General features: G+C 30.6%; 13 protein-coding genes. 9 read left to right on the forward strand and 4 right to left on the reverse strand.

Annotation, left to right across the window (positions count from 1 at the left end; all coding sequences use genetic code 11):
* Positions 1-88 precede the first annotated feature (88 nt).
* The 8 genes from PBN93_RS14395 (at position 89) to PBN93_RS14430 (ending at position 8,180) form a co-directional block, all read left to right on the forward strand.
* Positions 89-919, forward strand: coding sequence for a hypothetical protein (locus PBN93_RS14395; protein ID WP_271080941.1), 831 nt, complete (start codon positions 89-91; stop codon positions 917-919).
* Positions 920-940: 21 nt separating this feature from the next.
* Entirely contained in the window at positions 941-2,005 is a 1,065-nt protein-coding gene (locus PBN93_RS14400; RefSeq protein ID WP_077399436.1) for a substrate-binding domain-containing protein, read from the forward strand.
* A 1-nt stretch (position 2,006) separates the two neighbouring features.
* Positions 2,007-3,530 (forward strand): sugar ABC transporter ATP-binding protein, encoded by a 1,524-nt coding sequence (locus PBN93_RS14405; RefSeq protein ID WP_271080942.1) that lies wholly within the window; start codon positions 2,007-2,009, stop codon positions 3,528-3,530.
* An 18-nt stretch (positions 3,531-3,548) separates the two neighbouring features.
* Positions 3,549-4,517 carry an ABC transporter permease gene (locus tag PBN93_RS14410; RefSeq protein WP_271080943.1) on the forward strand — a complete coding sequence of 323 codons (969 nt, stop codon included), beginning with the start codon at positions 3,549-3,551 and terminating at the stop codon, positions 4,515-4,517.
* 10 nt (positions 4,518-4,527) lie between these two features.
* Positions 4,528-6,024, forward strand: a complete 1,497-nt coding sequence (locus PBN93_RS14415; protein WP_271080944.1) for a mannitol dehydrogenase family protein — start codon at positions 4,528-4,530, stop codon at positions 6,022-6,024.
* On the forward strand, positions 6,025-6,909 hold the full coding sequence (locus PBN93_RS14420; protein ID WP_077399449.1) for a carbohydrate kinase family protein: 885 nt from the start codon (positions 6,025-6,027) through the stop codon (positions 6,907-6,909).
* Between the two features lie 148 nt (positions 6,910-7,057).
* Positions 7,058-7,684 (forward strand): TetR/AcrR family transcriptional regulator, encoded by a 627-nt coding sequence (locus PBN93_RS14425; protein ID WP_077399452.1) that lies wholly within the window; start codon positions 7,058-7,060, stop codon positions 7,682-7,684.
* Positions 7,685-7,694: 10 nt separating this feature from the next.
* Complete coding sequence (locus PBN93_RS14430) at positions 7,695-8,180, forward strand: Mpo1 family 2-hydroxy fatty acid dioxygenase (protein ID WP_077399455.1); 486 nt, start codon at positions 7,695-7,697, stop codon at positions 8,178-8,180.
* Positions 8,181-8,202: 22 nt separating this feature from the next.
* Here PBN93_RS14430 and PBN93_RS14435 read toward each other — a convergent pair whose 3' ends face one another.
* Genes PBN93_RS14435 through PBN93_RS14450 form a run of 4 tightly spaced genes read right to left on the reverse strand, consistent with a single transcriptional unit; the run spans position 8,203 to position 13,282 of the window.
* Complete coding sequence (locus tag PBN93_RS14435) at positions 8,203-9,591, reverse strand: TolC family protein (protein WP_271080945.1); 1,389 nt, start codon at positions 9,589-9,591, stop codon at positions 8,203-8,205.
* A 3-nt stretch (positions 9,592-9,594) separates the two neighbouring features.
* Positions 9,595-10,941 (reverse strand): HlyD family secretion protein, encoded by a 1,347-nt coding sequence (locus PBN93_RS14440; protein ID WP_271080946.1) that lies wholly within the window; start codon positions 10,939-10,941, stop codon positions 9,595-9,597.
* 3 nt (positions 10,942-10,944) lie between these two features.
* Positions 10,945-12,612, reverse strand: a complete 1,668-nt coding sequence (locus PBN93_RS14445) for a peptidase domain-containing ABC transporter (protein WP_077399464.1) — start codon at positions 12,610-12,612, stop codon at positions 10,945-10,947.
* Positions 12,602-13,282 (reverse strand): TetR/AcrR family transcriptional regulator, encoded by a 681-nt coding sequence (locus PBN93_RS14450; protein WP_271080947.1) that lies wholly within the window; start codon positions 13,280-13,282, stop codon positions 12,602-12,604. The genes PBN93_RS14445 and PBN93_RS14450 overlap by 11 nt, the downstream gene beginning before the upstream one ends.
* A gap of 364 nt (positions 13,283-13,646) precedes the next feature.
* On the opposite strand from PBN93_RS14450, the gene PBN93_RS14455 reads away from it, so the two are divergent.
* Positions 13,647-14,417, forward strand: coding sequence for a hypothetical protein (locus PBN93_RS14455; protein WP_271080948.1), 771 nt, complete (start codon positions 13,647-13,649; stop codon positions 14,415-14,417).

A 14,417-nucleotide genomic window follows, 5' to 3' on the forward strand; every position in this document is an offset into this window, starting at 1 on the left:
TAGGTTTTTAAGTTATTTATTATTTACATTTGAAAAATAAACGTAAAAATGACGTTTATAATTTATTGTAGTTTATATATTATCAATTATGAAAAATAATACGCAATTCTCCTTAAAAAACAGTATTTTCTGTTTTATTATAATTTTTGTATTTGTACTACATACAGGACAGGCACAAAATGATACTTTAGTTAACTACAAACCATTTAATGTAAGTGCACATGTTAAAAATATGCACATATGGCACGGTTTTGTAGTTCATTCTGGAGCTGTATTGGCTACAAGTTTAGAATTTAATTCAAAAAATCAAAAATTTACTTTTGGGTTTTGGGGTGGAGGTAGTTTTGCTACTACAGATGTTACAAATAAAATTACTGGTGATAATGTAAGTGCCTATTACAAGGAGTTGTCTATTTATACTAAGTATCGTTTTTCGGACAAATTTTTTATTGAAGCCGTAACACACAATAACTACACAGGAGTAGAAGAAAGAGGAGACAAATTAAGCTATTGGAGTTATGATAAAACTCAAGGATATAATTTTGTGGACCTTAACTTTGGTTATAATGTTACACCAAACACATTACTATACTTAGCAACAATTATAAATGGAGGTTCTGGAGATTATGAAGTTTTAAATGATGGAAGTTTACAAGAGTCATGGACACATTATTTTGAAATTAACAGTAAAATTTGGCAAGATAAAAACTCTAGTTTATCAGTATTTGCAGGAGGAGCTTGGTCTTTTATAACTGATAAAACTTTTTATACAGAAAGTAACGGTAACATTATTAATGTTGGTGCTGCATACAATAAAAATATAGATATAAGTGGATATAAATTACCTGTAGATGTAACTTTAATGTGGAATCCTGAAGCAGAAAAGGCTGTTTTACAGTTAGATATTACCTTATTTTAATAACAACTAAAAACTTAAACTATGAAAACTAAGAAATTAAAAGTAGTATTAAAAAGATTTAGGATACCACTTTTGGTATTTACTTTACTTTTAAATATGGTTGGTTGTGCAGAGGAAATTAAAACAACCAAATCATCTAATGGAAGTGAAGAAGAAACCGGAGAAATATTTAAAAGTGATATTAATTTAACCGGCAAAAAAGTGGGGTATTGTACACCATCTTTAAACGCACCATATTACCAAGCTTTATTACAAAGCATAAAATCTACCGTAGAAAAAAACGGAATGGAGTTTATTTCTGCAGATGGGCAAGATGATATAAATAAGCAAGTAGCTGCTGTAGAAGACTTAATTACTAAGGGTGTAGATGTTTTACTTTTAAACCCTAAAGATCCAGATGCTTTAGTTGGTGTTACTAAAATGGCAAAAAAAGCAGGTATACCTGTGTTTATTATAGATAGTTCTATAAGTCCGGCTGCAGAATACGTTACAACTATACAGTCTAACAACTTAGCTAATGGCGAATTGGCCGGAGAATGGTTGGTTAAAAAAATGGGAAAAACTAAAATGAATATTGCCCTACTAAGCGGTAATGCTGGTAATCCTGTTGGTAAAAAACGTAAACAAGGTTTATTACAGGGTATAACAGAAGAGCAACTAAGAACCCAAGGAAAAATAGATTTAAATGTAAAAACTCAAGCTTATACAGATTGGTCTTATGCAGGAGGTTTAAAAGCTATGGAAGATATTCTAGTGGCTCACCCAGATATTAATGTAGTTATTACAGAGTCTGATGTTTGTGTACTTGGAGCCATAAAAGCTATTGCACAAGCGGGTAAAACGGATGATATTTTAATAGTTGCCGGTGCAGATGGGCAAAAAGAAGCTATTAAATATATTATGGATACAGATTTTTATGGCTGTACAGCTATGAATAGTCCTGTGCAAATTGGTATTAACTCTGTAAAATATGCTATAGAGTATTTAAATGGAAAAAGAGATTTTGATAAAACATCTTTTACAGCTCCATTACTTATTACCAAAGAAAATGCCTCTAAATACTACAATCCTAAAGCATTATTTTAGTATGAAAAAGTCTGACAATGAGTACCGCTTAGTAATGTCCGGAATCTCTAAAAGTTTTGGTAATGTTTCTGTATTAAAAGATGTAAACCTAAAAGTAAAACACGGAGAAATTCATGCGTTATTAGGAGAAAACGGAGCAGGAAAATCTACCTTAATAAAAATACTAAGTGGTGTACACCAAAAAGATACAGGAAAAGTAGTTTTAGATGGTAATGAAATTGCACCAAAAAACACACATGGCGGTCAGGTTTTAGGAATAAACGTAGTATACCAAGAACTTTCTTTGGTACAGGATTTATCTGTTGCAGAAAACATTTACTTACATAAACTGGGTGCCACCAAATTTTGGATGAACTGGAAAGAGTTAACCAATAACGCTCAAGAACTTATAGACTCTTTGGGTTTTGAAATTGATGCTTCGGCAAGAGTAAGAGACTTAAGTATAGTGCAAAAACAAGTAGTAGAAATAGCCAAAGCAATATCTGAAGATACTAAAGTTTTAGTATTAGATGAGCCAACAACTGTTTTTGATCCTACAGATATAAAAAAGTTATTTAATAATTTATTTAAACTAAAAGAAAAAGGAATTTCTCTAATATACATTTCTCACCATTTAGATGAAATATTTAAAATAGCAGACACAATTACCGTACTAAGAGACGGTGTAGATACGGGTACTTTGGTTGCAGCAGATACAGACAAAGACAGTGTAATACATTTAATGATAGGGCGAGAGCTAAAAGATTTATATCCTAAAAAGGATAGTAAAATAGGTGAAGAACCTGTTTTTGAAGTAAAAAACTTAACCGCAAAAGATACTATGGTTAACAACGTATCTTTTAGTGTTAAACCAGGAGAAATACTAGGTATTGCAGGTTTGGGAGGTAGTGGAAGAACAGAAACAGCCAAACTAATTTTTGGTGCAGACAAAAAAAAATCTGGTACTTTAATCTTAAACGGAAAAAAAATTGAAACAAATTCTCCTGTAGATGCTGCTGCGCACCAAATAGGCTTTGTATCTGAAGATAGAAAAGAAGAAGGTGTCTTTTTACCGCTATCAATAAGGCGAAATATAAGTGTGACCAGTTTTAAATCTATCTCTAGTAAATTAGGTTTTATAAATATAGATAGTGAATATAAAAAGGTATTGGGTTTAATTGATAAATTAAATATAAAAACACCAAACTCCGAGGTTAATGTAAAAAACCTAAGTGGGGGCAATCAGCAAAAAGTAGCACTAGCAAAATGGTTAAGTATAGATAGTAAAGTAATTTTTATAGATGAACCAACAAGAGGTGTAGATGTTGGTGCTAAAATTGAAATTTATAAGCTAATAAATGAAGTAGCTAAAAAGGGAGTAGGTGTAGTTGTTATATCTTCAGATATGCCTGAGATTATGGGAATATCAGACCGTATTTTGGTAATGCACCAGGGTACTATTTATGGCGAACTACAAAAGCATCAATTTTCTGAAGAAAACATATTGCGCTACGCTATAGGAGAACCATTAAAACAAACTAATTAATAATATAAAACCAACATTATGGCTATCACATTAAAAGAACAATTAAGCAGCCCAAGTGGTGTTCTTAAGTTTTTAGTAAAATATAATACAGTATTCATTTTTTTATTATTGGTGTTATTTTCTGCACTAATTTCAGATGTATTTTTTACATCAGTAAACTTATCTAACTTATTAAAACAAGTATCTGGTATAGGAATTATAAGTATTGGTATGCTTATAGTAATTTTAACAGGTGGTATAGACCTTTCTGTAGGCTCTATGGTTGCCCTATTGGCAGTTACTTTTGCCATATTGGTAAACATATTTGCTCTTCCATTAGCAATTTTAATGACACTTGCTATAGGTTTTGGATTAGGTAGCATATCTGGCTATTTAGTTGCTTATCAAAAAATGGCACCCTTTGTAGCTACCTTAGCTTTAATGACCATTGCTCGTGGGTTAGGCTTTATATACTCTAAAGGTTCTCCGGTAACCTTTAAAACTTACGGCGGTTTGTATATGTCTAATTTTGCAAACAATTCTACTTTGGGCATACCTAATATTGCAATCGTCTTTTTTATTATAGTTGCTATTGCAATGGTTATGCTTAGGTATAATGTTTTTGGAAGATTAATTATTGCTATTGGTAGCAATGAAGAGGCATCAAGACTGTCTGGTATTAAAGTAAATAAATATAAATTTTTGGTATACGCAATTTCAGGAGCATTGGCTGCAACAGCAGCAATTATAGTGGCTTCTAGAACAAATTTAGGTTCCCCAAATATGGGAATGTCTTGGGAGTTAGATGCTATAGCTGCTGTGGTTATTGGTGGTGCTAGTTTAAATGGAGGTAAAGGAACAGCTATTAATACATTAATGGGTGTATTAATTTTGGGACTTATAAGTAATATTTTAAACTTACTTAATGTACCATCTTACCCACAACAAGTAGTTAAAGGAGGCATAATCATATTTGCAGTATTGTTACAGAGGTTTGAGCGAAAATAAAAAAATCATTATGGAAAATATAAAATTAAACAACAGTAATCTTTCTAAAATATCAGAAAGAGTTTTGGTTCCTAATTATGATAGAAATGACATAAAAACAGGAATTGTACACGTAGGTATTGGAGGTTTTCATAGAGCTCACCAAGCTTTGTATACAGATTTGTTACTACAAAATAACAACAATAAAGATTGGGGAATTTGTGGTGTTGCATTGTTAGATTTTGATACTAAAATTTACAATACATTAAAAGAACAAGATGGTTTGTATACACTAATTGTTAAAGAGTTAGATGGGACACATACAAAACAAGTTATTGGCTCTATTGTAGACTATTTATTTGCACCAGAAGATCCTACAAAAGTGATTGAAAAAATGGCGCATTCTGATGTAAAAATTATAACACTTACCATTACGGAAGGTGGTTATAATTATAACGAAGTGACAAAGGATTTTAATTTTGAAAATCCGCTTATAGAACACGATTTAAATAACCCACAATCTCCAAAAACAATTTATGGCTACTTAACACAAGCTTTAAAATTAAGAAAAGAAAGAGGTTTAAAAGGATGTACTATACAATCTTGCGATAACATACAAGAAAACGGACATATGATTAAAAATATGCTGTTAAGTTATGTAAAACAAGCGCAACCCAACTTAGTAAATTGGATTAAAAAAAATGTATCCTTTCCAAATGCAATGGTAGACCGCATTACACCTTCAACAACTCAGGATGATATAGATAATTTAAAAAAGTCATCAGGTATAAATGATGCTTGGCCTGTAGTTTGTGAACCTTTTAAACAATGGGTTATAGAAGACAATTTTATACAAGGAAGACCTGCTTGGGAAAATGTAGGTGCTCAATTTGTTACAGATGTTGTTCCTTATGAAAAAATGAAATTAAGTTTACTAAACGCTGGTCATTCTGTATTAGGGATATTAGGAGCTTTAATTGGTTATAAAACCATAGACCAGGCTGTGAACAATAAAAACATAAGTACTTTTTTACATTTATATATGAATGTAGAGGTAACACCTACATTAGGAAATTTAGAAGGCTTAGATTTAGATTTATATAAAAAAACACTGCTAGAAAGGTTTGGAAATCCTAATATTAAAGATCAAATAGAGCGTATTTGCTCGGAGAGTTCTTCAAAAATTCCAATATTTATTTTGCCAACAGTAAAAACAAATTTAAAAAGCAATGGCTCTGTAAATTTAGCTGCGTTTGTTATTGCTGCTTGGGCAATTTACAGTCTAGGAAAAAATGAAAAAGGAGAAACTTTAATTATAAAAGATGCTAATAAATTATTATTAGATGTTAAAGCAAATATAGCTTCTAAAAAACCAGCAGCATTTTTAGAATTAGATACTGTTTTTGGAAACCTAAAAAATTCTGACATATTTAAAGAGGCATACCTTAAAGCATACAATAACATTACTAATAATGGAGTAGAAAAATGTTTGGAAGAAATAAATAGTAATAGTTTAAGTCATATATAAATGAAAAAAATTGTATGTTTTGGAGAAGTCCTTTGGGATATTTTTCCTACTCATAAAAAAATTGGTGGCGCGCCTTTAAATGTAGCATTAAGATTAAAATCGTTAAATAATACTGTTGCAATTATTAGTAAAATTGGTGATGATGAAAACGGTGAATTAATCAAAAAATATATTGATGAACAAGGTGTAAATACCAAAAACCTTCAGGTAGATGATGTTTTGCAGACAGGAGAAGTAAAGGTTATGCTTAACTCTAAAGGTTCCGCTACATATGACATACAGTTTCCTAGAGCTTGGGATAGTATAACAGTAACAACCAATACAAAGGAAATTGTTAAAAGTTCTGATGCTTTTATATATGGGAGCTTAGTTGCTAGAGATACAACTTCTAGAGATACATTGTATAGCTTATTAAAGTTGGCCAAGTTTAAAATTTTTGATGTAAACTTAAGAAGTCCTTATTATACAATTGAAGTTTTAAATTATTTAATGAAAGAGGCTAATTTTATTAAATTTAATGACGATGAAATTTTTGAAATAGGAAAAGCATTAAACTCCAAAACAAATTCACTAGAACAAAATATAAAGTTTATTGCGGAGCTAACCCAAACAAAATCTATATGTGTAACAAAAGGTCGTCACGGAGCTATTTTATATTACAATAATATATTTTATTACAATAGTGGTTACCAAATAGAGGTTGTAGATACTGTAGGTGCAGGAGATTCTTTTTTAGCTACGCTAATTAATAAATTATTAAAAGAACGTAACCCACAAAATGCAATAGATTGTGCTTGTGCGGTTGGAGCGTTGGTTGCGGGTAGTGAAGGAGCAAATCCTAAAATTGATCTTGAAGATATTAAAAAGTTTATAAACCCTTACTAATAGTACACCTATTAACTAATTATTAAAAAGAGGCTTTGTGTAGATACAGAGTCTCTTTTTTTTTTCGTTTTTTTATAATTAGTACATATTTACTATTTTTATTTATAAATTAGTATATGTTTACTAATTGTAATTTACCTATTTGCTTATGAAAAATAAAATTAAGAGTAAAGCAATTACTTTATTTAATGCCCATGGTATTGCAAACGTATCTATGAAGCAAGTTGCAGATAGTTTAAAAATGAGTGCGGGTAATTTAGGTTACCATTATAAAAATAAAGCTGCATTATTAGCTGTTATTTATGCAGATATGTACGAAGAAACTTTAGATTATATTCTTCCTGAAAACACCTACATTACGTTATTTCATTTTGAAGAAATGATGCTTAAGTTTGATGATTTACAAAAACGTTACTGTTTCTTTTTTAATGATTTAGTACATATTATTAAAACCTATCCAGCAATTGCCAAAGAGTATGAAGCCTCTAACCTAGTTAGATTTAAAGACGCCAGAAAATTAATAAATTATTATATAGAAACTGAACGATTAGTGCCTGAGAATGATTTTGTAGACTATAACAAAACTATTTACACCATTTGGATGACTAGCACATTTTGGCAATCTCAAAAATTAGCAATACACACAGCTAGTTACACAACTAATAAATGCGGGGCTATAGAAATGCTGTGGAGTATTTTATTGCCATACCTAACAGCAAAAGGCTTAGAAGAATACCAGCAGCTTAGAAAATTTGTAAAATTACCAACCAACTAAATATACAACTATGAGAAAAATTGATACCCTTTTAGCAGAGTACGCAGTAAGCCATCAAACAAAACTAAATATAGCTATACACTACATTTGCGTGCCGCTTATTTTTTTTAGTTTAATTGGTTTATTAGCCAGTATACCTATCCCAAACGTTATTACAAATACATTACCAGTTTTTTTAATGCCTTATGCTCATTTAGGAACTATTGTTCTAATTTTTGGATTGTTTTATTATCTAAAATTATCTAAAACTCTATTTGCAGGAATGTTATTTTTTTCTGTTATAGTACTTTTAGCAATAAATTATGTGTCACTTTTTATAGGAATACCGTTGTGGTTAAGTATGTTAATAATTTTTGTGCTTGCTTGGGTGGGGCAATTTATAGGGCATAACCACGAGGGTAAAAAGCCATCCTTTTTAAAAGATTTACAGTTTTTAATGATTGGTCCGGCTTGGACAATGAGTCATTTATTTGATGCTCTAAATATTAAGTTTTAACGTTTAATAGTGCTAAGTGTTATTAAAGCATTGTAATAACACTTAGCAATTTAGATTTGCTTAAAAACAAATTGTATTCTGTATCTATTTCTTTAAGCTGTGTTTCTATTAGTTTTACTTCTCTATAATTTACAAGAAAAAGCGAACCTTCTCCCAGGTTAAATTTTCTTTCCTCAGTGTAAACTAGTTTTTTATAATCTTTAACCAAATCCATAACTATAGTATGTTGGTTGGTATAAGAATCAATTTCTTGCAAACCACTTTCAATTTTGTTGCTTAAGCTAACCTTGGTGGCCATAATATCAAAATCTATATCTTGTAATTTTACTTTAGTTAATTTTAAATCTGCTCTTTCTTTTCTTAAAAATAAAGGAAAACTAATAACTAAACCTGTTTTATAGTTAGCGGAATTAAAACTATCTAGATTTTGATAATCTGAGCTTAAAAAATTATACTGCAAATCAATTTTTGGTAGCAAATTATTGGTTTTATACCTTTTATCTATAGTTAGTATATTTTTCTTAATTTGTAATTCTCTTAATTTAGGATGATTTTCTACTAACTCTTCAGTGGTATTAAGTAATGAGCTGTTTAAAACGGTGTTTATGCTGTTAATTGTTGTAGTATCTGGCGTTATAGCATTTGTTATCTCTAGTGGGACATTGTTTTGTAGCCATAGAAAGTTAGACACTTCTAGTTTAGACTTTATGTACCCAATTCTTGCTTTTTCAATATCTAATAATCTGTTTTTATAGTTAATGCTAGCTTCTAAAGTGTCTACTGCAGGTTTATCTCCAGCAAAAAAGCTCTTTTTTACATTAAGTAATCTAATTTCTGCATTTTTTAAATAAGCAGTGTAAACAAGTTTAGCCTTGTAATTTTTTAACCAATTAAAATATGCCTCTGTAGCATCAAATAAAAAGTCGTTTACTACTAATTTTTGTTTAGCAGCAGCTTGTTGGGTGTATAGTTTAGCTTGCTTTAAGGTTGCCATTCTTTTATTGGTAAGTAGGCCCTTAGCTAAAGACACAGAAACACCAGCGCTGTATAAACCATCTTCTGGTGTATTGTATTCTGGGTTTAAGTAAACCCCTTCATTATTCTCATAATTAGCTTTAAGTTCTACACCATACCAGGTAGGAATTTTAAAAGCAGCATTCAATTTATCATAATAGTTAGTGCCTTTAAATTCTTTATTGGCATAATCTAATTCTATCTTAGGATCAAAAGCACCTCTAGATTTTAGCAACTTAGCTTCACTCTCTGTAGTAATTAAGCGAGCTTGTTTAACTATTGGATGGTACTTTTTTACGTAACCTAAGTATTCTTCTAAACTTAATATACTATCTGTTTCTTGTGCCTGTAGGGTAAGGCAAAGCAAGGAACAGAATAGAATTATATAATTTCTCATTGCTTATTTTTTATCAGAAGTTGCTGTTTTTGGAGTGTAATAATTGGGCGGAAAACTATTTATTTGTCTCCATATTTCAAACCAAATAGGCACATTTTCTAGTAAGGCAATTGTTTTGGCTCCAGAGCCAACGCGTATAGCCTCTGGCCAAGGAATTTCATTTTCATTAGGCTTAAGTAAAACTCTGTATTTACCATTGGTGCTAATAAAATTTTCTATAGCTACTATTTTTGCGCCATATGTACCATAAGATACGTTAGGCCAACCGCTAAATATTATTGCAGGCCACCCATCAAACTGTACCCGTACGTCTTCACCAATATGTATTAGTGGTAAATCTATTGGGTTTACAAACATTTCTACGGCCAAATCATAATTAGCAGGCATAATATGTACCAGTGGTTCACCTTCTTTAAATGTTTCTCCTATACCTGCTTTAATGGTTTTGTTAATGTAACCAGCTTGTGGTGCGGTTATAAATAGTAAACTAGTTCTTTTTTTATAATTGGCTAAGCTTGTTTCTAATTTAGATACCTGAGCTTCAGTATCTAAACCACTAGATTCTGCTGTATACAAACTGCTTTGTGCCTTGGCAATTTTGTCTGCATAGGTGGCAGCTAACGTTGAAATAGCAAGTTTACTATTAATTAAATCTTGTCTGGTACTTAATAATTTATTTTGCTGCGAGGTAAGTTTTGCGTTAATTTCTTGCAGTTTAGATTGTTTTTCTTCTACATCTTTAACTGCTTTAATTCCTTCTGCCTGCAATGCAATAGCACGTTCATACTGCGTTTTTGCAATATTGGCATTAATTTTTAAAGCTTCTAAATCTATGCTGTCACTGGTAACTTTTAGTGCGGTTTGGGCAACTTTGTTTTTTGCTTGCTCTAATTTTAAGACACGTTCTTGCTGCAAAGCAGCTATTTGGTTTTTTAAGGCATCGGTTTTGTTTTTATAGGCTATTACAGAAGATGACTTTGCGTTTAATTGGTCATTAGTTCTTTTAGCAAGGTTCTCATCAAAATAATCGCTTTTCACCTCAGAAATACGTAAAATAGTGTCTCCTTTTTTAACAAAATTACCTTCTTGTACATACCACTGTTCTACACGGCCAGGTATTTGTGATTGTAATGTTTGTGGCCGTTGGTTTGGTTTAAGCGTAGTAACATTACCTTGACTTGTAATATTTTGCGTCCACGGTAAAAACAATACTAAAACTAAAAATATACTAAATATTTTTAAAAATGTTTTAAAGCCTTTGTGGTACTCCTTGTTAAATATTTCTTTACCAGATCTGTAATTAGATAAGTCTACATATTGAGATACCTTGTTTTTAGATATATTTAGCATAGCTTATGATTTAGAAGAGATTATAACACCATTTTTTAGTGTTATTTTCTTATTACATTTTTGTTCCCAACTTTTATTATTACTAACAATAATTAAACTCCAAGGGTGAGTTTTTAGTGATAAATAGTCTATGATTAAATTTGCTTCTTGTTCTTCAAATAAATCTAAAGGATTTTCTAAAATTAGTACTTTAGGCTGTTTTACAATTGCCCTAGCTAAAACTAGCTTTTTAGTAGTGGTGTAGGCTATTTGTTTACCTTCTGGTATTAAAATAGTGTTTAAACCTAAGGTTTGTTGCTTTAAAAAGTCTATTAGGCCTAAATGCTGAAAGGTGGTGTATATTGCCTCGTCACTTATTTCTTCATTCCCAAAGGTTACATTTTCTCTTATGCTTCCTTCAAAAGTAGTTTCCTCAAACAAAGACATTCCTAAATTTGCTCTGTAGTTATTAATAAATAACCCACTTATTGCAAGGTCATTTACGTGTAAATAACCGCTTGTAGGTAATACAACACCAGCCATTAGTTGTAATAATGTAGACTTACCAGAACCACTTTCTCCGGTAACTAAAACCCTATCTTTAGGATTTACAGTAAAAGAAATGTCTTTTAATATTGTTTTATTTTTATCTGGTATGGTGTAAGATATATTATTAAGTTCTAAAGTTAAATCGTCTTTTTCATTAATTGATTCTCCGGTTTGTGGCTCTATAGGCTTATCTACAATTTGCCCTAATTTCTCTATAGAAGTTAGTACATCATAAAAAGACTCTAACCCTAATATTAGTTTTTCTACAGAGTTAATTACTAGTAGAATAATAATTTCAGCAGCCACAAACTGACCAATATTCATACGCTGGTCTAGTACTAAAAATCCGCCTATAGAAAGTAAACCAGCAGTTACAATAACCTTAAATCCCACCATTTGTAAAAATTGAACTTTTAAAATAGAGAAGTGACTTTCTCTAGATTTTAAGTATTTATCTACCAAATAATCTGTTTTTTCTAAAGCTAAAGACGTTTTTCCAGATAGTTTAAAGCTAATTACAGATCTGGATATTTCTTGTAGCCAGTGAGCAACTCTATATTTATTTTTAGATTCGTTTAAACTGGTATCTAATCCTTTTTGAGAAGTGTATTTAAAAACAACATACGCCAACAGAACCAACAATATTCCAAACAAAATAAAAAATGGGTGATAAAAAGATAGCAAGAGTAAGGCAAAAACTATTTGTAATAGGGCAGAAGGTACATCTATTAAAATTTTTGATAAACCCTTTTGTATAGTTAAGGTATCAAAAAACCTATTTGCTAATTCTGGAAAGTGTAAATTTCTTAATTCTACCATTTTTATTTTTGGAAAACGATAACTAAGCTCAAAAGAAGCACGTGTAAAAATACGCTGTTGTATGGTTTCAATAATTCTTATTTGCATAAGTTTTAATACTCCAGAAAAAGCAACACCAATGGTAACTAATATAATTAATACTATCCAAGAAGCAGATACTTGTGCTCCTTGCAACAGGTTTATAATAGTTTGTATACCAATAGGTAAACTTAGCGCTACAATTCCTTCAAAAACAGCATAGTAGCCAATTTGTAATATATCTTTACGCTCTAACTGCAATAGCCCTAAAAATCGTTTCCAAGGTGTTAAAGTTTTATTTGGCATTTACTAATGTTTTAAAAGTTAAATCTGTATAAAAATCTGTAGGTGTTGTTTTGCTATTACAGCTTGTAATAGACTTAAAATGTAGTTTTAAAAAATGCTGATGTAAAGCACCCTCTAATAAATTACTGGCAAAACTTAAGGCGTATTTATATTTAGGGTTATAATCTGTAATCATTTCTGCAATACGCTGCACTGTGCGCTTGTAAGGCGTAAAAAAACCTTCTTTATTATCTTGGTCTACACCTTTTGTGTAGTAAGATTTAGAGTTTTCATTAATAATAATTGTATATAACAACTCTTCATTAATATGGCTGTAATTATTGTCTTGTTCTGTAGTTTTAGTAACAACCTCCACAGCTTTTTTTAATTTTTCTTTGGCATTTGTAATACTGTAGGTTTCAATTACCAACTGGTATTCTATCCATCCCCAATACCAAGCGGTTAGGTACATTAATAGTTTGTGTTTGCTCTCAAAATATCTATAAATAGAACTTTCATTAGAACCAATACTATTTCCTAGTTTTTTAAATGTAAAATCTTCAAAACCAATTTCTTCTAAAAGTATAATACTGTGTTCAATAATTTTTTTACCTAATGTAGATGACTCTGGGTCTTTTAAATAAATTCCTTCTGGTATTTCTATTTTAATATTTGATAGTAATTTTTTCATAACTAAAACTATTAAATGCAAATATAATAGTATTACTATTAAAAAAGAAACTAAAGCTATTGTGGGTCATTAAATTAATGTAGTAAAATTAGCGAAACATTAGTAAAAAAAGGACTTTACGGTGTTAATTAAATATATGTTAAATGTTATATATGTTTATTTTATAACAAAAATTATATGCCTTAGAATATCGCTATTCGCATTTCAAAAATATTTTACACAACCACTAAATAAAAATAGCTAAGAAACTTATAAAATAAGGTGTTTTACAGAAAACCTAATGGTGTTTACAGATAGTTACTTTTTTACATAGTTAGTATGCATAGATTTGAGCAAAAGTCATAATACATTAATTTATAAAAATATGAGACTAAAACTAACAACTATACTTTTTTTAATCTGCGGCCTTCTTTTGGCTCAGGATAAAGAAACGTTTACAGGTAGTGAAGATAATGTAGAATATAAAGCAATTTTTGATGGTAAAGATGTGTATCTCACTTTACGTACAGAGTTTAAGGAAACTATGCTATCTATGTTGCACCGCGGGTACACAATTTATTTTGATACCAAAGGAAAGAAAAAGAAGAATGTAAGCATACAATATCCGTTAAAAACCGAACTTCCAGAAAAAGGAGCTAGGCCAGAAAGAGATGAGCGTAAAGAAAACAGAGAGAATAGCGATCAAAAAGGCCCAGATATTGCAAAAATGATAGAAAACTTGCCTAAAAAAGCAAATTATTCCTATTTTGATTCTTCTGAAGATTTTAATTTGGATATGAATAATTTGGGTATTGTAATGAATTACAACTATTATAATACTAAAGAAAAAGGGGCTGTTTTGGAGTATCATTTAAAAATACCAGCATCTAAAATATCCTCAGAAACTGGCAATCTCTCTAAACTGTCTATAGGAATTGTATCTACCAAACAAGAACAAAAAAACAACCAACAAAAACCTAATATTAGTATGGGAGGTAGGCAAGGTGGCGGTGGCCAAGGCGGACCTCCTGGTGGTGGCAGATCTGGTGGTGCAGGAAGAGGAATTAGCGGAGGAAGACCACCGCAAGCAGACACAAATTCACAAGTAGAGAAAATAGATTTTTGGTTTAAATTATATCCAAAAAAGAATAAATAA

Source organism: Cellulophaga omnivescoria, assembly GCF_027915275.1.
Classification (GTDB): Bacteria; Bacteroidota; Bacteroidia; order Flavobacteriales; family Flavobacteriaceae; genus Cellulophaga; species Cellulophaga omnivescoria.

Excerpts from the sequence above, each read along its gene's own strand:
- PBN93_RS14395 (WP_271080941.1), top strand. The coding sequence starts at position 89 with ATGAAAAATAATACGCAATTCTCCTTAAAAAACAGTATTTTCTGTTTT.
- PBN93_RS14400 (WP_077399436.1), top strand. The coding sequence starts at position 941 with ATGAAAACTAAGAAATTAAAAGTAGTATTAAAAAGATTTAGGATACCA.
- PBN93_RS14405 (WP_271080942.1), top strand. The coding sequence starts at position 2,007 with ATGAAAAAGTCTGACAATGAGTACCGCTTAGTAATGTCCGGAATCTCT.
- PBN93_RS14410 (WP_271080943.1), top strand. The coding sequence starts at position 3,549 with ATGGCTATCACATTAAAAGAACAATTAAGCAGCCCAAGTGGTGTTCTT.
- PBN93_RS14415 (WP_271080944.1), top strand. The coding sequence starts at position 4,528 with ATGGAAAATATAAAATTAAACAACAGTAATCTTTCTAAAATATCAGAA.
- PBN93_RS14420 (WP_077399449.1), top strand. The coding sequence starts at position 6,025 with ATGAAAAAAATTGTATGTTTTGGAGAAGTCCTTTGGGATATTTTTCCT.
- PBN93_RS14425 (WP_077399452.1), top strand. The coding sequence starts at position 7,058 with ATGAAAAATAAAATTAAGAGTAAAGCAATTACTTTATTTAATGCCCAT.
- PBN93_RS14430 (WP_077399455.1), top strand. The coding sequence starts at position 7,695 with ATGAGAAAAATTGATACCCTTTTAGCAGAGTACGCAGTAAGCCATCAA.
- PBN93_RS14435 (WP_271080945.1), bottom strand. The coding sequence starts at position 9,591 with ATGAGAAATTATATAATTCTATTCTGTTCCTTGCTTTGCCTTACCCTA.
- PBN93_RS14440 (WP_271080946.1), bottom strand. The coding sequence starts at position 10,941 with ATGCTAAATATATCTAAAAACAAGGTATCTCAATATGTAGACTTATCT.
- PBN93_RS14445 (WP_077399464.1), bottom strand. The coding sequence starts at position 12,612 with ATGCCAAATAAAACTTTAACACCTTGGAAACGATTTTTAGGGCTATTG.
- PBN93_RS14450 (WP_271080947.1), bottom strand. The coding sequence starts at position 13,282 with ATGAAAAAATTACTATCAAATATTAAAATAGAAATACCAGAAGGAATT.
- PBN93_RS14455 (WP_271080948.1), top strand. The coding sequence starts at position 13,647 with ATGAGACTAAAACTAACAACTATACTTTTTTTAATCTGCGGCCTTCTT.